At 38.3% G+C, this 21,230-nt stretch carries 21 protein-coding genes; 7 read left to right on the top strand and 14 right to left on the bottom strand.

The genetic code is table 11. The features are described from left to right. Positions 1-6: 6 nt before the first annotated feature. Entirely contained in the window at positions 7-1,476 is a 1,470-nt protein-coding gene (locus tag SD449_RS12780; RefSeq protein WP_318311094.1) for a DUF5687 family protein, read from the bottom strand. Positions 1,477-1,595: 119 nt separating this feature from the next. Here SD449_RS12780 and SD449_RS12775 point away from each other — a divergent pair, with 119 nt between their 5' ends. Continuing rightward, a complete protein-coding gene (locus SD449_RS12775; RefSeq protein WP_318311093.1) occupies positions 1,596-2,642 on the top strand; it encodes a ferredoxin--NADP reductase in 1,047 nt (348 codons plus the stop codon). 15 nt (positions 2,643-2,657) lie between these two features. On the opposite strand, the gene SD449_RS12770 is transcribed toward SD449_RS12775, so the two are convergent. Next, entirely contained in the window at positions 2,658-3,431 is a 774-nt protein-coding gene (locus SD449_RS12770; protein ID WP_318311091.1) for a patatin-like phospholipase family protein, read from the bottom strand. Between the two features lie 157 nt (positions 3,432-3,588). Here SD449_RS12770 and SD449_RS12765 point away from each other — a divergent pair, with 157 nt between their 5' ends. From SD449_RS12765 to arsS, 3 genes are all read left to right on the top strand, one after another. Beyond that, positions 3,589-4,149 (top strand): fasciclin domain-containing protein, encoded by a 561-nt coding sequence (locus SD449_RS12765; RefSeq protein WP_318311090.1) that lies wholly within the window; start codon positions 3,589-3,591, stop codon positions 4,147-4,149. A gap of 204 nt (positions 4,150-4,353) precedes the next feature. Then, complete coding sequence (locus tag SD449_RS12760; RefSeq protein ID WP_108245588.1) at positions 4,354-4,689, top strand: arsenosugar biosynthesis-associated peroxidase-like protein; 336 nt, start codon at positions 4,354-4,356, stop codon at positions 4,687-4,689. 87 nt (positions 4,690-4,776) lie between these two features. Then, positions 4,777-5,865 carry an arsenosugar biosynthesis radical SAM (seleno)protein ArsS gene (arsS, locus tag SD449_RS12755; protein ID WP_207031230.1) on the top strand — a complete coding sequence of 363 codons (1,089 nt, stop codon included), beginning with the start codon at positions 4,777-4,779 and terminating at the stop codon, positions 5,863-5,865. Here arsS and SD449_RS12750 read toward each other — a convergent pair. From SD449_RS12750 to SD449_RS12735, 4 genes are all read right to left on the bottom strand, one after another. Continuing rightward, positions 5,862-6,797 (bottom strand): hypothetical protein, encoded by a 936-nt coding sequence (locus SD449_RS12750; protein WP_207031229.1) that lies wholly within the window; start codon positions 6,795-6,797, stop codon positions 5,862-5,864. The genes arsS and SD449_RS12750 overlap by 4 nt on opposite strands. Positions 6,798-6,898: 101 nt before the next feature. Continuing rightward, positions 6,899-7,948 carry a glycosyltransferase family 9 protein gene (locus tag SD449_RS12745; RefSeq protein ID WP_313790171.1) on the bottom strand — a complete coding sequence of 350 codons (1,050 nt, stop codon included), beginning with the start codon at positions 7,946-7,948 and terminating at the stop codon, positions 6,899-6,901. Further along, entirely contained in the window at positions 7,932-8,537 is a 606-nt protein-coding gene (locus SD449_RS12740) for a DUF4254 domain-containing protein (RefSeq protein WP_318311088.1), read from the bottom strand. Before SD449_RS12740 ends, SD449_RS12745 begins: the two co-directional genes overlap by 17 nt. A gap of 39 nt (positions 8,538-8,576) precedes the next feature. After that, on the bottom strand, positions 8,577-9,506 hold the full coding sequence (locus SD449_RS12735; protein ID WP_318311086.1) for a DUF6427 family protein: 930 nt from the start codon (positions 9,504-9,506) through the stop codon (positions 8,577-8,579). A 39-nt stretch (positions 9,507-9,545) separates the two neighbouring features. Here SD449_RS12735 and SD449_RS12730 point away from each other — a divergent pair, with 39 nt between their 5' ends. Continuing rightward, the gene (locus SD449_RS12730; protein WP_318311085.1) at positions 9,546-9,767 is read left to right on the top strand and encodes a DUF6341 family protein; all 222 of its coding nucleotides are present in this window, start codon (positions 9,546-9,548) and stop codon (positions 9,765-9,767) included. On the opposite strand, the gene purD is transcribed toward SD449_RS12730, so the two are convergent. The 8 genes from purD to SD449_RS12690 all read right to left on the bottom strand — a co-directional run bounded on the left by purD (position 9,762) and on the right by SD449_RS12690 (position 18,181). After that, a complete protein-coding gene (gene purD / locus SD449_RS12725) occupies positions 9,762-11,033 on the bottom strand; it encodes a phosphoribosylamine--glycine ligase (protein WP_318311083.1) in 1,272 nt (423 codons plus the stop codon). The genes SD449_RS12730 and purD overlap by 6 nt on opposite strands. Before the next feature lie 216 nt (positions 11,034-11,249). After that, a complete protein-coding gene (locus SD449_RS12720) occupies positions 11,250-12,221 on the bottom strand; it encodes a UDP-glucuronic acid decarboxylase family protein (RefSeq protein WP_318311081.1) in 972 nt (323 codons plus the stop codon). A 6-nt stretch (positions 12,222-12,227) separates the two neighbouring features. Further along, complete coding sequence (locus SD449_RS12715; protein ID WP_318311079.1) at positions 12,228-13,580, bottom strand: undecaprenyl-phosphate glucose phosphotransferase; 1,353 nt, start codon at positions 13,578-13,580, stop codon at positions 12,228-12,230. A gap of 71 nt (positions 13,581-13,651) precedes the next feature. Further along, positions 13,652-14,872: a WcaI family glycosyltransferase gene (locus SD449_RS12710; RefSeq protein WP_318311077.1), complete on the bottom strand. Its 1,221-nt coding sequence runs from the start codon at positions 14,870-14,872 to the stop codon at positions 13,652-13,654. Continuing rightward, entirely contained in the window at positions 14,865-15,410 is a 546-nt protein-coding gene (locus tag SD449_RS12705) for a putative colanic acid biosynthesis acetyltransferase (protein WP_318311075.1), read from the bottom strand. The genes SD449_RS12710 and SD449_RS12705 overlap by 8 nt, the downstream gene beginning before the upstream one ends. A gap of 35 nt (positions 15,411-15,445) precedes the next feature. Beyond that, positions 15,446-16,021: a CatB-related O-acetyltransferase gene (locus SD449_RS12700; protein WP_318311074.1), complete on the bottom strand. Its 576-nt coding sequence runs from the start codon at positions 16,019-16,021 to the stop codon at positions 15,446-15,448. Between the two features lie 2 nt (positions 16,022-16,023). Then, positions 16,024-16,971, bottom strand: coding sequence for a glycosyltransferase family 2 protein (locus tag SD449_RS12695; RefSeq protein WP_318311072.1), 948 nt, complete (start codon positions 16,969-16,971; stop codon positions 16,024-16,026). After that, entirely contained in the window at positions 16,958-18,181 is a 1,224-nt protein-coding gene (locus SD449_RS12690; RefSeq protein ID WP_318311070.1) for an O-antigen ligase family protein, read from the bottom strand. The genes SD449_RS12695 and SD449_RS12690 overlap by 14 nt, the downstream gene beginning before the upstream one ends. 198 nt (positions 18,182-18,379) lie before the next feature. Between SD449_RS12690 and SD449_RS12685 the strand changes: the two genes are divergently transcribed. Together SD449_RS12685 and SD449_RS12680 are read left to right on the top strand one after the other, a co-directional pair. Continuing rightward, positions 18,380-19,624 (top strand): O-antigen ligase family protein, encoded by a 1,245-nt coding sequence (locus SD449_RS12685; protein ID WP_318311069.1) that lies wholly within the window; start codon positions 18,380-18,382, stop codon positions 19,622-19,624. A gap of 276 nt (positions 19,625-19,900) precedes the next feature. Further along, on the top strand, positions 19,901-20,857 hold the full coding sequence (locus tag SD449_RS12680; RefSeq protein WP_318311067.1) for a DNRLRE domain-containing protein: 957 nt from the start codon (positions 19,901-19,903) through the stop codon (positions 20,855-20,857). Positions 20,858-21,230: the final 373 nt, after the last annotated feature.

The raw sequence follows: 21,230 nt of genomic DNA, 5'->3' as shown, positions 1-21,230 counted from the left end.
GGTGTGTTATTTCTGTTTGTATGCTAGTAAAGTTTTGTATTTCTCCTTTTTATAGATGCCCTCGATCATGGTGAACACTTTGTTCTTGAAAACGAACCCAAGTAAACCAAAAACGGCCACAAAAATGTATCCTGCCATGGGGTTGATCAAAAAGTGGCCAATGGCATAAATCCCAATGGGCAATACCATTTTTGGCAAAGTGAGCAGGAGCGTTTTCGCGTTAAAAGCTTGCTTATCTCCAAATGCCTTTTTGTTTGATGTAAGGTCTATCGGGGTTTTAACGTAAGCTCCTCCCAAAAGTACCAGATAACTGTTTATACCAATATTATAAATGCCCCCTACCAAAACGGCAGCATAGGCTTCCCATCCAAAATAGATATAGAAAGTGGCCAAAATGGTGGATATAATGGTCGCAATGATCACCAAATACCATTTTGAAGAGAGGTATTCGCGGTATTTAATGTTTTGGCTCATCATCAAGGGGTAATAACTACTGTCCCAACTGGGAACGTACTGTCCAAAACTGAACAGGAAGCCACCCGTAACGAATATCCCTGCAAAGATTTTCCAGAAAGGGCCATCGTAAACTTCCAAAGCCCCGGTAAAAAACAGGAGTCCGTAAAAAATAAAGAAGGCGCCTGCAATTACGGCGGAACGTGATCTTTTGTTTCGTTTTATCAATTTGATGTCGTTCTTCAAGAAAGTTCCCAAATTCCCGAAGCGATTCAACCACTCCAGGTTTTCGGTCTTGGCCTCGGTCTGTTTCTTAGCCAAACCGCCGTCCAAATACATATGTTTTTTAAAATAGGCGAAGGCACCGTAGTATAATCCTATCAAAATCACCCAGGGGATTACAGCTGTCCAAGGTAAATCGTAGAAAAAGTCGAAAATTGGCCCGGTATAGATGGTAATATCAAACCATTGATAGTACTGTGACGCCCCAGCAACAATGAACAATGCCGCAATGATATAAAAAACCACGTTCTGGTTGTTCACCATTACATTGATAAAGTTGTTACAGTAAATTATGGCCATTAATGCCAGATGCCAACCTACGACTTGCAAAGGTGGATATCCCTCCACAAGTAAAACTATACTAAACGGAATAAAGAAGAAGGCATGGGCCACATTAAAAAAGGATATCACCGTTTTTCCCAACGAAAAATTGACCACTTTGCTCTTGTTTATGGGCAAATAGAGCAAAGGTTTGATATTGGTGACGGGCATTTTTTGCAGCATGTACCTAAAAACGAGGTCAAAGGCCAGGTAGTAAATCATAAACTGGTTAACGACACGAAGGGGGTCCCCGATTTCCATCTCCTTGATCAAGAAAAAGGCTCCGACACCCATTCCTAGGAAAACCACAATAAAATACAGTGCACCCAAGGCCATCAATATTTTAAACCAGATCTCTGTTTTAAAAGTGGCCGATCTATAAAATGACTTCCATTGGAGTCCAATAAAATGTTTGAGCATGGTTGGCGTTTTTTTAGTTGGTGTCTAATTTATCCGTTTTGTTACAGAAAGAAATGCTTTTTCTAAAAATAGCTTTCCAAAAGGACTGTAATGCTTAATTTTGCAGCAAAATTTTTTTCATGAGCGAATTCCATGCTTTAAAAATAGCTGCGGTGGACCAACTGACCCCAAATGCCGTGGCACTCACATTTGAAATTCCAGAAAACTTAAAAGAGGCTTTTAGCTTTAAAGCAGGGCAATACATTACCCTTAAACATCTTATGGATGGCACGGAACTACGCCGGGCCTACTCCATTTCTTCTCCGCCCTCATCAGGAAAATTAACAGTGGGCATCAAAAAGATGGAAGGAGGAACCTTTTCGGTGTATGCCAACGAGCATTTAAAGGCAGGGGACACTATTGAGGTAATGCCTCCCGAAGGACGTTTTGTGTTTGAAGGTTCTTCGCCCAAAAAAATAGCAGCTTTTGCGGCCGGTAGCGGAATCACCCCTATCATGAGCATTGCCCAGACCGTTTTGGAGAGCCATCCAGAAAATACTTTTGTATTGGTCTTTGGAAACCAATCTCCGGAAGAGACCATGTATTTTGAGCAGCTCCAAAACCTGAAAGAGCAATATGGAGAGCGGTTTTTTGTACAGTATGTTTACAGCAGGTCCAATCAACCCGATGCGCTTTTTGGAAGGATTGAGCGATCTACCGTAAATTTTGTGCTCAAAAACAAGTTCAAGGGAACCGAGTTTGATGGTTTTTACCTTTGCGGTCCCGAAGAAATGATAGATCAGGTATCCGAAACCCTTAAAGAAAATGGGGTTTCCGCAGATAAAATCCATTTTGAACTTTTTACCAGTTCCGATACCGAAGACGAGCTTGCAGAAGGTCTTGAAGGGAAAACAGAGGTCAAGGTAATCTTGGATGACGAGACCTATACCTTTGTGATGGACAAAAAAGAGCTTGTTCTGGACGCCGTCCTAAAACAGGATATTGATGCGCCATATTCTTGTCAGGGAGGTGTATGCAGCAGCTGTATAGCCCGCTTGACGGAAGGAAAAGCCGAAATGGTGAAAAACCAGATACTTACTGATGGGGAAATTGAGGAAGGCTTTGTGCTTACCTGCCAATCCCACCCAACATCCTCAAAAATCACGATAGATTACGACGATGTATAGATTGATCTGGGCGATCTAGGTTTTGGTCAACAATTTTTCCAAGGCCCTGCTCCCATGTTCATAGCCGATATTAAAGGCGTTTTCGATGCCTTTTTTGTCCAGGACCCCAATCGTTTCCAATTCGCTGGGTTCTATAAAAAGATCACATTCCTGTAATTTTTCATGGTTGGAGGCATGAATCATCAGACTGGTCACCCTTGCGGTAAGCTGAAATGAGTTACGGAGGTCTTTTTTCTGCAAGGGCACCGTTATGGATACATTGCTTCCAATGATAAAGTCCGTAATGTGCTCTACGTATTCCTTTGGAAAGTTGTTCATAATACCTCCATCGGCATAGAGAATATTATCAATATTTACCGGGCTAAAAACAGGTGGCAAAGCTGCGGATGCCAATAAAGGTTTGATGAGTTCGCCCTGATAGAACACTTTTTCATTCCCCTTCAACAAATCCGTGGCCACGACGAAAAGGGGCTTGCTCAGGTTTTTGAAATCATTTTCTGGGAAAAACTTCTTGAAAATATCAAAATACCTTTCCGTATCTATAAATCCAGGTTTTTTAATGGCAAAAAAGCTGTATTGGAACAAAGGTGTCTCCTTAAAAAACCTGATCATATCCTCCACCGAATCATTATTGGCATAAAGTGCGCCGACCAGAGCACCTATACTTGTACCTGCCACGACCTTAGCCTCGACTTGGTGCTCGCGCATCGCCTTGATGAGTCCTATATGCGCCATTCCCCGTACTCCACCTCCCGAAAGAACCAAGCCTATGGATTTATCTTCAAGCATTTCCTTCTTTGAATAATAAGATATAAAGGTAACATAATGATGGCATGTCAAGGTTACTTCAATATTGTATTTCGATTAAATGGCGACAATTTTGAACAAAACCAAACCCTCCTCGCCAAAACTCCGTAAGTGGTTATATAAACTAAAAATAAATCACATGAAATCTTTTAAAACATTGACATTGATAGTATCCTGTATTGGATTGTTGACCATCACGAACGGATTTGCGCAGACCAAAATGGTAGGAGGTGCTGCTATGTACCCAAGTAAGGACATCGTTTCCAACGCGGTAAATTCAAAGGACCACACCACTTTGGTTGCAGCCGTAAAAGCAGCTGGCCTGGTTGAAACTTTGCAAGGGGAAGGTCCTTTTACCGTTTTTGCGCCGACTAATAGCGCATTTGAAAAACTGCCCGAAGGAACTGTTGCCACCTTGCTCAAGCCAGAGAACAAAGCAAAATTACAGGGTGTGCTTACCTATCATGTAGTGGCAGGAAAGTACAACGCAAAGGACCTTAAAAAATGGATCAAAAAAGGTAAGGGAATGACAGAACTTACCACAGTGAACGGAGATAAATTAACTGCCATGATGGACAATGGTATGATCATGATCAAGGACGGTGCTGGCAACGTGTCCACTGTAACCATCGCCGATGTGAATCAATCCAATGGGGTTATCCATGTGGTGGATACCGTGGTGCTTCCTTCAACAAAATAGTTTTTAGTTGGTTAATTTTGAATTGGTATGAGAGCGGTAAAACCGCTCTCATTTTTTTATATCCCTCATAATCAGATGCCATTTAAGCTTTTATCAAATTGATTATAATTTTATCGCCAACCTTGTAATCTCACCTATTTAATTTCGACCAAAATCAATAGTGATAATTGTTGTATGTTTAGGTAAAACATTAAATCAAGAAAAATGGCCAATTCATATTACGACCCAGCAGACCTTAGAAAATTTGGCAACATCACAGAGTGGAGCGAGGAACTGGGCAAAAAGTTTTTTGACTACTACGGAAAGGTTTTTGAGGAAGGTGCACTCAGTGCCCGCGAAAAATCCTTGATTGCTCTGGCCGTGGCTCATGTGGTAAAGTGCCCATACTGTATAGATGCCTATACCAAAGATGGTCTGCAACGTGGCATTACCAAGGAAGAGATGATGGAGGCAGTACACGCCGGTGCAGCTATAGAAAGCGGTGCAACATTGGTACATGGTGTTCAAATGATGAACAAGTACGATAAACTTTCCATGTAGTACTGGAGCGCTTCTTTTGAAAGAGTTGGACTGAAAAATATTTCAAGTGGAACATCAAGGTTTCCTCTAGGATTATAAAAAGTAGATATGACGCAAAGCATACTCACAGACATAAAAAAAGCAGCTAAAAAATCGTTGAAAGCACGGGAAGATGAGCTTGCCAATACCCAAAAACAATTGGAAATATTGAGTGGCGACCTTTTTGTCGGGGGAGAACTTCCGTTTTTTAAGGATAAAATTGCAGAAACAGGTCAATTCCCGTTAAAGCCCAAAAAGTTGGAAGTGCTCCAAATCAACGTGGGATATATGTGCAATCAAGTCTGTGCGCACTGCCATGTAGATGCCGGCCCCGACCGACAGGAAATCATGACGCGGGAAACCATGGAACAATGTCTGGAGGTCATCCGCAACACCGGAGCGCACACTTTGGACCTTACCGGTGGAGCTCCGGAAATGAACCCGGATTTTAGGTGGTTTGTGGAGGAAGCGTCCAAAGCGGGCATCCAAGATTTCATCGTACGCTCCAATTTGACCATCATTTTGGCCAATAAAAAGTACCACGACCTACCGGAATTTTTCAAAAAGCACAATGTACACGTAGTATCCTCCATGCCGCACTACACCCGGGGTAAAACGGACAAGCAACGGGGAGAAGGGGTTTTTGACAAATCCATAAAAGCATTACAAATGCTCAACAAAGTGGGTTATGGAATGCCAAACAGCGATTTGCGCTTGGATTTGGTGTATAATCCCTCAGGAGCGTTTTTGCCTGCTAACCAAGCGGCTATGGAACATGATTTCAAAAAAGCGCTTAAAGAGGATTTTGACATCGACTTCCACAATCTTTTTGCCATCACCAATCTGCCCATTTCTCGGTTCTTGGACTACCTCATCGCTTCGGACAATTACGAGGATTATATGTATTCCTTGGTTGAGGCCTATAATCCGGCCGCAGTTGAAAACGTAATGTGCACCAATACCATCTCTGTAAGTTGGGACGGTTGGTTATACGACTGCGATTTCAATCAAATGTTGGACCTAAAAGTGGCGAGCAAAGTAAAACACATCAAGGATTACAATGATGATGTGCTCAGTAATCGGGACATTATCATTTCTCAACATTGCTACGGCTGCACCGCAGGGGCCGGTAGTAGTTGCCAGGGAACGGTGGCTTAATCCACTACGGAAGGGAACACGCCCCTTGTGCCCATATCCACGACGCTTTCACCCAATAGAGGTTCATATTTACCGTTGCCGTTACCATCTTCCCATTCAAAACTTTGGTTGATGGATATGACCACTTCAATATTAATGTCTTCGGATGCATTTGCTGGTATCACCAAAGCCGATGGAAATTGTCCCGTCACTACACATGAACCCTCCGGAACCGGGGAAGTATCATCTATTGGGTTGGGCACCGTGGTTTGCGGAGCATTGCCTTGTGTTAATTGCGTTAGGACAAACCCGTTAATATTCCCTTGGGTTTCCAGGCCAAAATACCCTTGGGCCTTATTCCCATTGACATCTACTGTAAGTTTGTCCAAGGTATAATTGCCGATATAAGTGTTGTAACCCAAAAAAGATCCAACAGTGGCATCCACATCAATATTATCGTCGACGCCATCCGGCCAGTCGGGAATTTCCGTTTCGGCTCCCTCAAGGTTGTATACGATTTTGTATTTCTGGTACCCAATAGAAGCCCTAAAATATTCATATGTGCCTGAGGCTACGTAACTCAATGGAATGCTGAAGGTGTTGATTTCTTCATTCAAAAACACTTCGCTGTTAAAATCGATGGCAGTGGCTCCCCCGCTTCCCGTAGTTGCGGTCGAAGTGATGGTGACACCCTCATCATAGGGAGTGAACTTGTCCGGATACAGGCCCATAAAATGCAACCCTAGAACTTCAAAATCGGGGTCTTGCGCTGCATTTCCTTCGGGAACCGATACAGGGTTGCCCAAATTGTCCAACCTTTCAGCCTCGTTATCCATGATAAAAGTAATGTTCAATCTAGGAACCGGTTCAGGATTTGTTGTAGGCTCTTCAGAGGAACAAGAGAGCAGAACAGCTCCCAGAAACATGGTAAATATCAAGTTCGTTTTTTTCATAGCTTGTTTTTATATGACTTCGGTCAATGTCCAAAAACGGACACGGAAAGTTAAGATAATCGATTTTATATAAAATGATGCAATAACCGATAATTGGTTGCTCAATTGTCCAAGATGCCCGTCAATCTATCCAATACTCGCTCTGGTTTGATGGTTTCCATTGCGTTCTCATACCCTTGGGGCACCTTGTTACCATAAACCGAGGTCGGAATCAAAGGGTAGATACCACGGTCGGCCATGAGCGCATTTTCCAAGGGCTGCCCAAATGGATAGAACCCGGCAAACGGATGGGTAACCCCCCAGAGAGTAACCACGGGAATGCCGTAATTGGCCGCCATGTGTGCATTGCCACTGTCCATGGACAGCATTACATCCAAATTGGAGATGAGTTGTAGTTCTTCGGAAAGATTCAATTTACCCGCCATGCAAAATACATTTTCACTGGTTTGGGCCATACCTTCCAGCACTTCAATTTCTTTGGTTCCACCGCCAAAAAGCAAAATTTTATACTTTTCGGTATCATCCAATTTTTTGATGATTTCCTTGGTGGATTCCAATGGATACATTTTGCCTTCGTGAGCCGCAAAGGGGGCAATGCCTACCCATTTTTTCACATCCTGTCCTACCAGTCCCAACACTTTTTCGGAAAGCTGAATACGCTCTAATGGCTTGGCATTTGATAGGTCAACCGGGAATCCCAATTGTCCAAAAACATCGGCATAGCGCTGGTGGGTTGTCCTTAGCTGCTCAAAAACTTTGTTTTTAGATCGCGTGAGTGCTTTTTTTTCCTTCCTTCCTTTATCAATTTGGGCAAAAGGAAGACGGTCCAGGGCAAAATACTTTTTGAGTATACGGCTGCGCAACACATTATGGAGGTCCGCAACGGCATCAAACTGTTGGGGTTTCAATTCTTTGTAGAGACGCCAAAGCCCCATCAAACCCTTGTGTCTATTTTTAACATCGGCCTCTTTGACCTGCACATGCTCCAAGCCATCAAATATGGGCATGAAGTTCTTTTTGGTGAGGATGGTCAAGCGGATTTCAGGATATTTATCGATGAGTGCACGGAGCACAGGAACGGTCATTGCCACATCGCCCATAGCGGATAAGCGAATGACCAAGATATGGGTATGTTTACCCTTTTTGACCACGAAGCACCGGGTTAAGTTCGTCGTCGTTGTACATTTTCATCTGTTTATAGACTTTCATGTACTTTTCCCCTGCCTCAATATCGGCCAACAACTGGTCAATGGCGGTGGAAAGGTCTTTTTTCTGCTCCAAAAGCACCGCTAGTTTCTCACTGCATTTTTTAATGTGTTCTGGTGATGCATCGGTACGGTTTACCTCTTCTTGCATGTGATATATTTTCAACGCGAGAATGGAAAGACGGTCTATGGCCCAGGCCGGGCTTTCGGTATTGATGGTGGCCTCTTCTTTTACATGTACTGATTGGTATTTATTCAAAAAGTAACTATCGATATATTCCACCAAGTCCGTACGATCTTGATTGCTGGCATCAATTTTACGTTTGAGGTCCAACGCGGCAACAGGATCTATTTTTGGGTCCCTAATAATATCTTCGTAGTGCCACTGCACGGTATCTATCCAGTTTTTCCTATATAGCAAATGCTCCACTTTATCCTTTGGATAAGGGTTGCTGAATTCTTGGCACACATCGTCCTTGATGTGATAGGTATCAATACTTTCTTGAAATATATTGAATGCAAAATCGCTGAACATAGCTTAAATTTTGTTCAAAGATATTGCTTTATGATTTACTTATTTCACCTGGGCGATAAAAAGGCCAAAGGCCAAGACTATAGTGAGAACCATGATAATTTCCTGTATTCTTTGTTTTTTGATGCCTTCGAAGTAGTTGGTCAGAAAGACCGAGGCAGGGAAAAAGGTAAGGAGGACCGGTGATGCATCAGCTGGGGTAAAAAGAATAATGCCCGTTCCCAACATGAAAATTAAAAATACAATTCTCAACAATAGCAGCTTGCCGCCGCTTACATTTCGCAATCGTACAAATACCAATATGGATATGATAATAGTCAATATGAGATAGACCAATGTTTTGATGTCCAAAACCTGAAAAAATGATCTTGTTGTAAATAAACCCAATGAAAATTGGTAATGCGATTCGAAAAAATCCAGGTTTCCGTTAAGTTTTAACACTGTAAAGCTGAGGATAAATACCGTTGCTATACCGATAAAAGGGACCAGCCAGTTTTTAAAAGCACTCCGGTCGTAGACCCCGATCACAAAAAAAACAATGACCATAAATGCTAGTGCCCAATCGTAAAATAGACTGGCTGTGGCAATTAAAAAAGCTGCATCAAATATTTTGTGCTTTACATTTTTAATGGATTTGATGGACAACAATCTCCAGAAGGCCAAGAGCAGGAAGAAGTTGGTGAAAACTACATTTTCAGATAATAATTTATTGGAAAAGGCAACGATCATGAGCACAAAAAACACCATGGAATAGGAATTGAATTCTGTCGCCCTTTCTGTTCTTACAATTTGATTGATGATGAACACGGACAATAATTGAACAAGGAACAGGATGATTTCCAATGGAATGACCTCACTGATTTTTTGTTCCCCCAGGTTCAAAAAAATATTGGTGAAGTGAAATAGAAACAATAGAATGGCAAGAACAATGTAATTTATGGGTTTTGTTTTTCCGAAAAAGCTTGAAATCATTCTATCTTTTGCTACTTTTGTAAAGTAAATATAGCCAACATGAGCAAGTTTTTTTACGGTATAGAGGACTTATTTGTAAACTACCTTTTTGCACCTTTGGATTTTTTCCGTTTTATGGAAAGTTGGTGGGCAGCCAATACCATAAACTGGATTTTCTTTGTTATCGGTTTGATTGCCTCCGTTTATTGGATGGGCCAGTTGAAGATTTTCAATGAAACCGGTGAGGAGGACAAGAGCATCAGCTCCCACTCATATCTATAGATCGAAACCTAAATCTTTTCGATAATACATTCCATCAAAATGGAGTTTTTCCATGTTTTGATAGGATGTTCGTAGCGCTTCTTTAAAGTCTTTTCCAAAGGAAGTAACGGCTATTACACGACCTCCATTGGTGACCACTTTTCCATCAGATAATTTTGTGCCTGCATGGAAAACGATGGAATCTTGAACATTTTCTGTTCCAGTGATTTCCCTCCCTTTTTCATACGCTTCGGGATAGCCTCCCGATACGGCCATAACCGTGGTTGCTGTCCTTTCGTCGATTTGAAGATCGATTTGATCAAGTGTACCATTGGCCATGGCCAGAAGCACTTCTACCAAATCAGTTTTTAGTCTTGGGATCACCACTTCCGTCTCGGGGTCGCCCATACGGACGTTGTACTCGATTACTTTGGGCTCGTCACCTACTTTTATCAATCCAATAAATATAAAGCCCACATAGGGCAAATTATCGATTTTAAGGCCGTCTACGGTCGGTTTCACGATTTGACGCTCTATCTTATCCATAAAGACGTTATCCGCGAAGGGAACCGGGGAAATAGCGCCCATTCCACCTGTGTTGAGCCCTGTATCTCCCTCACCTATTCTTTTGTAGTCCTTAGCGGTAGGAAGAATTTTATAATTAGTGCCATCTGTAAGCACAAAACAGCTCAGCTCTATACCATCCAGGAACTCCTCAATCACAACCGTGGCGCTGGCATTACCAAATTTAGAATCGAGCAGCATGGATTTAAGCTCGTCCTTGGCTTCTTGCAAATCCTTAAGGATCAAAACTCCTTTTCCAGCAGCAAGCCCATCCGCTTTTAGTACGTACGGTGGCTTTAGGGTTTCCAAAAAAGCATGTCCTTCTTCCATTGTCTCACTTGTAAAACTTTGGTAAGCCGCCGTTGGAATGTTGTGCCGCATCATAAACTCCTTGGCAAATTCCTTGCTCCCCTCAAGTTCTGCGGCAGCTTTTTCCGGACCGATTACGGGAATGGTCCTCAGTTTGGAATCGTTCAAGAAAAAATCATGTACTCCGTTTACCAGAGGGTCTTCCGGTCCCACCACCACCAACTCTATGTTTTCTTTCAACACCAATTGTTTAATGGCCTCAAAATCGTTCACTCCCACCTCAACATTTGTGGCAATTTGAGAAGTACCGGCGTTACCGGGAGCTACAAAAAGTTTCGATGTTTTAGGGCTTTGTGAAATTTTTAGGGAAATGGCGTGCTCGCGACCGCCTGCACCTAGGACTAGGATATTCATGATTTGATGTTTTGGCAAAAATAACTCAATTCAAATTTAATTTAAGGGTTATTTCCAAATGATATGGGCTTACTTTTCGACACGAATTGCACAAATTTCCACTAAGCCGTTACGGAGCGTAGTTGTCATTTCGAGCGAATGCGAGAAATCTACAATAAGTCAGATTTCTCAATCGTCGCTTCGCTCCTCTTTTCGAAATGACATTTGACGAATGATTTATGGTAAAAACTCTCTGTGGGCCGCCCATAACTTTTCGTCGGAAAGAGATTTAAAATATTCGTACACCTTTTTGAGTCCCTCGGAACGATGCACCCTTGGTTCCCAATCCAGAATTTCCTTTGCCCGTGAAATATCCGGCTGGCGTTGCATAGGATCGTCTTGTGGCAATGGTTTGAACACTATCTTCTGGTCCGTTCCGGTAAGTTTGATGATTTCTTCGGCAAACTCCAAAATGGTGGTTTCATCGGGATTGCCAATATTGATGGGTTCCACATAATCGCTCATCAACAGACGGTAGATTCCTTCAATCTGGTCATCGATATACGTAAACGAACGTGATTGCGAACCGTCCCCAAAAACGGTGAGGTCCTCACCACGAAGGGCCTGTCCCATAAAAGCAGGAACCACACGGCCATCATTCAATCGCATACGTGAGCCGTAGGTATTAAAAATCCGAACAATGCGGGTATCCAGTCCATGGTGCCTGTGATAGGCCATGGTGATGGATTCCATAAAACGCTTTGCCTCATCGTACACTCCTCGCGGCCCTATTGGGCTCACATTCCCGAAATAGTCTTCGTTTTGTGGGTGCACCAAGGGGTCGCCATAAACCTCCGAGGTAGAGGCCACCAATATGCGAGCCCCTTTTTCTTTTGCCAAACCCAAAAGGTTCAAAGTTCCCAAGGAGCCAACTTTGAGCGTTTGAATAGGGATTTTTAGGTAGTCTATGGGGCTTGCTGGCGAAGCAAAATGGAGAATATAGTCCGTGTTACCCGGAACGTGTACAAATTTTGTGACATCGTGATGAAAAAATTCAAACCTTTCAAGGTGAAATAAATGCTCTATGTTCTTTAGATCCCCAGTAATAAGATTGTCCATTCCAATAACGTGGTGGCCTTCGGCAATGAACCGATCACACAGGTGTGATCCCAAAAAACCTGCAGCTCCTGTTATAAGTGTTCTTTTCATTTGATTCTAATAGGCTTTGATCTCTCCTTTAATTGCATTAATAACCGTTTGCACAATTATCTTCAAATCTAGGAACAGTGACCAGTTTTCAATATAAAAGATATCGAATTTAATTCTGTTTTGAATGTCTGCCTCTTGCTCTATTTCACCCCGGTATCCGCGTACCTGAGCCAGGCCTGTTATGCCGGGTTTAACGAAGTGACGCACCATGTACTTGTCAACACTAGTGGCATACTCATTGGTGTGCTTTACCATATGCGGACGTGGCCCCACTACCGACATCGTCCCAAAAAGCACATTATAGAATTGAGGGAGTTCATCAATACTTGTCTTTCGAATAAACTTACCCATTTTCGTTATTCGCATATCATTTTTGGTGGCTTGCACGTTATCGGCATTTTTATTGGGCGCCATGGACCGAAATTTGTAACAATAGAACTCCCTACTGTCGATTCCGTTTCTTGTTTGTCTAAAAAAGACAGGGCCCTTGGACTCTAAAGTAATCAATAGAGCCAATATTGGTGTCAACCAAGATAGTATCCCGATTATGACAATCAACGAAAAAACAACATCAAAAGTTCTTTTTATGAAAGCATTTATGGGACTGTCCAAAGGAATATCCCTCAATGATAGAATAGGGATATAATCATAATACTCAAACTTTAGCTTTTTGGAGAAGATGTTTTTATTGTCCGGTATAAACTTGAGGGTTTTAAGGTTATTGTCAGCAAAGCTTATGAATTGGGCAATTTCTTCGTTTTTAAGCTCGGAGACGGAGCAGTAGATTTCATCAATTTTGTTATCCAAAATGTAATCAAAACAGTTTTGAGGCTCAAAATCTTTGGAGTTGGGTGAAAATTGTTTTTGAAAACTATATCCAAACTCTCTCCTTTCTTTAAACACCTGTCTAAGTTGATCTGTTTTTTTGTTCTTGCCGATAATGACTACGCTTCTAAGGTTTCCTTTAACCCTTTCCCTGTATTCCATTAATAGGAAATAGCTCAATAACTTTAGTGTAGAAATAATCAAAAAAACAATGATAAAATATTCACCTAATGCCAAACGGCTTATTATGGGCTGTTTAAAAAAGCCAATAAATGCGTATAGTACCAAAAAAAAGAACACGAACTGTACAAACAGCAACCTTAGGATATAGGTTAACTTAGAAAACCTATAAACGGTATAAAATTCGCTTTTTATTGAAATAACCAGCCAAGCAATGGAAACATAAATATGTATAAGGGTTGGAGTTTGGAAATTTATAGGTAGAAGGTATAAGAACAAATTCAAAACCACCAAATCTAAAATATATGAAATAGGTGTAATAAGGTTTGAATATCTATGTTGCTTGAAAAACATGAGTGCTCCCTACTATTCATTATCATTTCCTAAAGTAAAGATACTTTAAGAAATTAAATCATCCGGACATTTCAATCCAATCTTTCAAATGCTTTGTCTAATATTTTCTGCTTTGAAAAATTATTCTCAACATATTTTTTCCCATTCAATCCAACTATAACCTGTTCTTCCTTTTTATGAAAAATATCATCAACCAATCTCACCAAAGCATCCAAATCATGGTTATACAAATAATAACCTCCCGAACTTTCCTCTATTATCCTACGAACTTCAGAATCTGGATTTCCTGTAACTAAAGAAGGTACACCACTTCTCATCATTCCCAAAAGCTTTGAAGGCATTACCGTATCTTTTACAGATTCCTTTTGAAATAAAATATGCAAATCCGCACTTCGTAGTAAGACACCAAGCTCTTCATAGGGGACCGGTTCGTAATGATGCACAAAACCCAGCGATTCTGTATCATTTACTAGCTGTGTCTTCATCGATCCATTTCCAACAACAATAATCTCATAAAACCTTCCATCTAACGCTTTGGCGAAATTTAAAAACAATTTCCAGTCTTGTTTATCACCGATGTTCCCAGAGTATAGTATTTTGAATTTGTCTGAGGACAAATATGGATGTTTTCTAACTACTTTGGTCTTCTCTTTTTCAACTTCCACCCAGTTGGGGAGATATTTGATTTCTGTTGAAACCCCAACCTTTGACTTTAGCTTTTCTAACATAGTGAAGCTTATGCTACTAGCAATATCTGCCCTAGAAAACAACCATTTCTCAAACCTGAATAAGAATTTGAAAAGTATGTTTTTATAGAATATGTCTCTTGTTAAACCTGTCTCGAATGCAGCATCAAATTCAAAATCTTGAATGTGCACCCATAACTTCGCTTTAGTTCGTTTCTTTAAAATCCAGCCCAATAATACGGAACTAGTAAAAGGTACAATCGCAATTACCAAATCTGCTTTGTTGATTTTAAAACAATTATACAACGACCCAAAAGTGAAGTCCAAAATATGAAAAACTCTATTTCTAAAACTTGGTGAATTAGGCACGAATTGTTTGTATCTAAAAATTCGTATTTTTCCAAACTCTTCAATGTAAAATTTGGGTTTAGACCTATATTCTTCTTTTATTTTCCATTGTGGATAATACGGGAACCCTGTAATAATATTGACCTGATGTCCTTTATCAACCAAATACTGGGCCATTTGTGTGGTGTACAAGCCTATTGCTGTATCTTCTGGATAAAAATTAATCCCAATGATGATAATATTCTTTGTTTTAGGCAAATATTCTATTTTTTATAGGTTTGGCAGGGCTTCCGTAACAAATTGTTTTTTCTGGCAGACTTTTAAAAACACTACTTCTGGCGCCAACTATTGTAGCTTTACCTATTGTAACACCTGGGGCAATATACACATCAGTCGCTAACCAACAAGAGTCTCCAATTTTTATTTTATCTGAATATATAGGAAAGTCGCTTTTCATGTAATCATGGCTTCCTGTACACAGATATGACTTCTGAGAAATCACCGTATTTACACCTATCTCTATCTCCCCTAGCGAATACAAAACAACATCGTCACCAACCCATGAGTAATTCCCGATGGTTAGTTTCCAGGGATACGTAATTTTTACTGTTGGTCTAATTATCACACCTTTACCTATTTTTGCCCCAAATATTCGAAGCAAGAATCTTCTCCATCCATATAGGACTTGAGGAGACGTTCTAAATAACAACGCTTGTACTATCCACCACAATTGAACTATGAAAATGGACTTACCGCGAAAATCTGAAGGTGTATTATAATTTTTAAGGTCTAGCATTTTCGGAAATTATGTCCTGCTTCCGGACTTTTCTTTTAACAAGTCTTCAAATCATCCAATGAGATGTCTTCTTTATTGAACAAATTTCCATTCTCAAGTATTTTATCTCGTGACCAGTTCCACCATTCCATTTGTTCAAGCGCTGTAATAATATCTTCAGAAAACCTGTATTTAATTATTTTGGCCGGGATTCCTCCTACAATGGCATAGCTTGGGACATCTTTGGTTACTACCGCTTTGGATGCAACAATTGCGCCGTTCCCAATATTTACACCATCCATTACCAATACATCCGCCCCTATCCATACATCATGTCCAATAGTTATGTCCGAATATTCCTCAAAATTACTGTTTTCCTTAGCGAAAGACTCATAAAGCGCAAATTTCTTACTATAAAAAATAGGAGAAGTACTCACTCTATTGACTGGATGTTGTCCAAGACCTGATTTAAAATTCATAGAGATTGAGCAAAATTTCCCAATTTTTGTGTTGTTGACAAGTCCAAAAAGTCCAACGTATGAATAGTCATCAATACTCGAATTAGTAAATTTTGAAAATGGTAAAACCTTACTCTTTTTGCTAATTTTAGAATTCTTTTTGTATACCAACATAATCAAGATTTGTAATAATCGGATAAGTCTTTTTTGCGCTCTAAAATAACACCGCTGTACATATAGATAATTGACTTTATTTTTTCTAAAATATTCTTCCCCATAAAATATCTTCTGAACTCGTGGACAATATTAGGACTGACCTCTATGTTCTTCTCGAAATGAAACCGTTCTTTGGTTAATGTATGCTTTTGGTTAAACCTGTCCAACCTCACTTTGTGCTTTCCAGTTCCATCAAAACCGATGTTTTCAAGTTTTGAATTCGCCGCCCATACTGTAAGCCCCTTATTTTTAAATATATGAACGTACCATCGTATTAGCCAACTATCTATTTTTCCTTCCATTTGCATTCTCAGAAATAATGAAAATGATTTTCCGCTCCAATTGAATTGGTTTTTTAATTCCTTGTCATTTAATATCTTCCAATAATAGGATTCATCGCTAAAATCACATTTAATCCAGCAATCCTTCCAAGTTGCCCACCCCCAAGAACAAGGATAAGGAGAAAAATAAGTGTCACTGTTCAATTTTTCCTTTAACGGTAGCCCAAAACCAGAAATGTGCATAACTCTATTGTTATTCTTGTAATAACTTAACGCTTGTTTCATAAAAAGAAAAAAATCCTCTTTTGGAACACAATCATCTTCCAGGACAATCACAGAATCAAAGCCCTTTTTAAAAACTTCATTTATACCTCCGATTACATTACCGGCCAAACCAACGTTTTTCTCACGAAAAACGAACTCAATATCAGGTTTCTTATTTTTTATTTCCTTCAAATAATCTCTTACCTGGTTAAGATTTAAATCCATTATACCGTCCTTAGGACCATCTGAAAAAACAAAGAGGGGAAGATTTTCTTCTAATTCGATAATTCTGCCAAGGGTTTTCTTAGTATGATGATATCTATTGTAGCAATAGAAAACTATTGCAGGATTAATTGATTTCATTTTTGAGAAAGTTTTTGCTACAAAAATAAAGGTAGTTTATAAAAAAAGAGAAGGCGACAACTCCTGTTTGTCTACTTAAAACATTTTCAAACAAAAAAGAAACACAAAATATAATTAAAATTGCATTTAATAAATTATCCTGATGGCTAAAGGCTACTTTAAAGTAAAGAAAAAGAAAAAACAAGAAATATATCAGCCCAAATATTCCAGTAGAAAGTATAATATTTAAATATTGGTTATGGCTGTTGTAGTTACTTCTTTCGTTTGTAAAAACTTTTGATAAGCAACTTCCTAATTTGTCATTAACATCTCCTAATCCATAACCAAATATTGGTCTTTCCCTCAATATTTTTAAGTTACACTTAAAAATATTGAATCGAATGCTTGTTGAATTATATGTGTCCAATTGAGAATAAGTCTCATAACTAAAAAGTTCAATAAACCTATTATTCTTATCTGGCACCACTAATAAAAGAACCGAACTGATTGAAAATAATATTACTATCAACTTCCATTTGCGCTGTAAAATAAAGAGAACAACAAGAGCTATCAACATTGCGAAAATTATAGCTTTACTCATAAGTAAAAACAAAATTGATAATTGAAGTAGCTGACAAAAAACCAACATAGTCGAATATTTTATGTTGGTTCGATAATGTTTGTTCAAAAAATAAAAACCAATGATTATAGATATTGAAATAAGCAAGGAAATGTATATAGGATGATCTCCTATTATTTGTATCGAATCTACAGCATTCCTGAAAAAATTTGCATCTTTCTTCGGATATCTAGGGTTCTTATAAAGAAAAAATGCAATGCCAGAAATAAAAGAAAAAATAACACAAGAAGCATAATTTACCCATAATACCTTTTCTTTAATTTTTATTATTTCCTTATTGTTTCTCAGAAAAAACAGGAATACTAAAGGGAATATAAAGAGTGAAACCATTGTTTTGGCCTTTGAAGTACCTTCAGTAAGATTATTGGACAAAAGTGCGCTGGCAAGTAGAATCAGATAAAAGCCACAAAAAAAAAATAAACGTTTATCGAATGGGGGAATATTCTTTGTTACAAGCATTTTTATAACTAAGATAATTACCAATAGAGCAATTAAAATACTTTCAACTATTGCTGGTAAAAGTATCATTCCGCTCAACATTAAGGCAAGAAAATGAATACTTTTGTCGAAAAGAACATTTTTAAGGTCCAATAAATTTATTTGTTTCTTTTTTCAAAGATATAATATTAATTCTCCAACTTAAATACGTTAAATTAATGATATCCCATATCTTTCTGCAACTAATTCATAACACGCTCAAATATCCGTATAAATTACCTTATAAAGACATGATTTATTATTTATAAAGTGTTCTTTTCCCTTTAAAAATGCTTAATAAAGCTCTATTAAATGGCTATACTACTTGCTCTAATCGTACTTAGTTTATGTTTTTACCGTCCTATTCTTGGGTATGCGATTTTACTACAAATCAATTTGGTTAGAGCGCTTATTTCTATAGATATTAATAATATTTGTTTTTTGTGCCTAAATGATCAAGATATACTATTGGGCGCAATCGTTCCAATTTTAGGTCACTTTTTAATTTTGGCTAAAATAGGGCTTGCTAAGAAAATAATATATAAGATTGATATTTTTGATCTGTTTTTTTGTTGTGTTACGGCAATTATGCTTTTCAGTATTATTTATAGTATATCTACATACGATTCAATAGCTTATGTGTCAAAATTCATTTTTTTAGGCCTACCTTTTTACTTTTCTGGCAAATTAATTCTCTTAAACTCAAATACAAAGAACAATACAATTAGGATGTTCTTCAAATATTCGATTGCATTAGCATTAATGTTTTCCTTGATTTCCTTGGTTTTGTTGATAAAGTATGGCAGCATTCCCTTTAGGCTAACCATTCCAGGTGTTCATCCTATTACCTTTAGTCAATTAATTGGTATTGGGGTTATTCTTTCTTTTTTAAAATATATATCAAAAGATGGTTTTTTAAGTTTCGGAAAAAGGTTTGATCGCTTCAATATTGCTTTTCTTCTTGTTTTTTTAGTAGTTCTAATTCTTTCCAAAACACGAGGAGTTATGTTGGCATCAATAATTTCAATTTTAGTTTATTTTTCATTTTTCAAAATTGTCGTTAAAAAAAGATTTTTGAAATTGATTTCTATAATATCCCTCGCTGGATTGGTGGCGTTAATATTTAGTTTAGATTTTGAATCGATCTTTAACCGAATTCTTAATGCCTCAAAAGACGCTTCAATACAAGAAAGAATAGAGCTTTACTCAAACAGTATTTTAACACCACTTGAAAAACCAATTGGAATTGGTGCCGGGGCTTTTGAGTTTTATGAAAAAGTAGGGTTCTATCCTCATAACCTTTTTTTAGATCTAATAGTGCAGTTCGGTTTCTTGGGAATTATCCTATTTCTTTTTTTAACCCTCATCATTTTGATATTAGTTTTAGACACCTACAACAACCGATTAAACAAATTTAAGGTTGTTTTATTTGCGCTTCTGGTATATTTTCTGATTGAAACAATGTTTAGCTTTACATTTTGGATGTATAAAGGTGTTTTCGCAATGTTAGGTCTAATGTCCGGTTTTTATTATACCAAAGTCGGTCGAGATCAATAGATATTACAGGAAGTGATCAATTTAATTAAGTATAATCTTCTCTTTAAGAAGGAGCATTGGCAACAACTATTGTCGTTATCTCCTCCAATGGTTTATTACTGGTCTTACTTAGATATTCTCGGCTAAATTCCCTATTTTTAAGTATTAAAAAAATTCATCTTACGGCCATGACAGCTTAGAAATAGCTGCCGTATACTCGGTTGCTTTCCAAGACCCCAACCACAACGAAAAAACATAGTTAAAGGGTTTTTGATCAATTTTTAGAACGAATTTAAAATGAAAAAAGCCATAGTAGCAGGATTAATTGCTGTAAGTATAATTATTTCTTGCTCTCAAGAGGAAGAAACAGTTATTACCATGGCCGACTTTGAGGCTACTATTGTTGAAAACCCAAGCCCAAATAAAGTTTTAGGAAAAATAAATGCTAGCACAAACCATGGAGCTTTAACATTTTCAATAATAGAACAATCACCAAATAACGCACTTCAAATAAACTCTTCAACGGGTGAATTGATGATTCTTAATGAAAGTTTGTTTGATTTTGAAACTTATGAAAAAATTACTGGTACTGTGTTAGCCGTAAACGGAAATGTAAATGAAAGCGCAAATATTGTTGTTACCTTAACAGATGATTTGAATGATAACATTATTGAACTAACGGATGTACTTGATGCCAATATAGAAGGTGTTGACCCAGAACCTTGGTGGAACACTTCACCTGAAATTAATTCAGTAAATTTTCAGGATTCACCTCTAATCATAATAAATAGCTATGAGTCAACTTTCGATGGGTTTGTTGCTTGTTTTGCTTCTAGAGGCCTTTTAGATTTTGACTTAAAATCCATTCCTGCGAATATTAATATCACAAGTGTAGAATTAGTTCTTTACAAAGAGAGTGTTACTTATTGTCCGCCATGCGGGCCAATTGAAAACCAAAACACCCAACTATATTTCGAATTAATAGATGCTGACTGGGATGTGAGCACTGTGAATTGGGGAAATCAACCTTCAACAGATAATAACCAAACCATTAGTTTACATATTCTGGATATTGAGGAAATGAACAATTTTGACATCACCGATCTTTTCTTAGAATTATATAATAATCAGAATATTTATCAAGGGTTAATGCTGAAAATAACCGAAAGTTGTATTCAGGAAAGCGTCTCCTTTTTTTCATCCAACTATTCAGATGCTGGCAAAAGACCAAGATTAATTATTAAATACAATTAAAAGATTCAAATAACTTTAATATTTACTAACCCCGACTGCAGTTACATAAAACCCTCATTGGGAAAAATGTAATATTTTTGACAAGTTCTATTCGAGTTTTTTTAGATTAATATTAAGTATAATATAGCCACATTTACCAAAGATATTTCTGAAATACCATGTATGTGTACAGGGAAAAATATCTAGAACACATTTACGAATCAATTAGCCACATTGATGCTCTCAAAATTAGTTGCCAAGAAAATTTATAAGAAGTTAATGAACAATTCTAGACCTATCGCTCAGCAACTTTTAACTCTCTATGTGTTGAAATGCTATCTGATATATTAAATATCCGTTCTTTTTTTGGGTTAGTCCAAAAGTAAAAGGGCTA

The organism is Flagellimonas crocea (assembly GCF_033441595.1).
Taxonomy (GTDB): Bacteria; Bacteroidota; Bacteroidia; order Flavobacteriales; family Flavobacteriaceae; genus Flagellimonas; species Flagellimonas crocea.
Note: the sequence above shows the minus strand (reverse complement) of the source record. Positions and strands in the feature narration are given on the sequence as shown.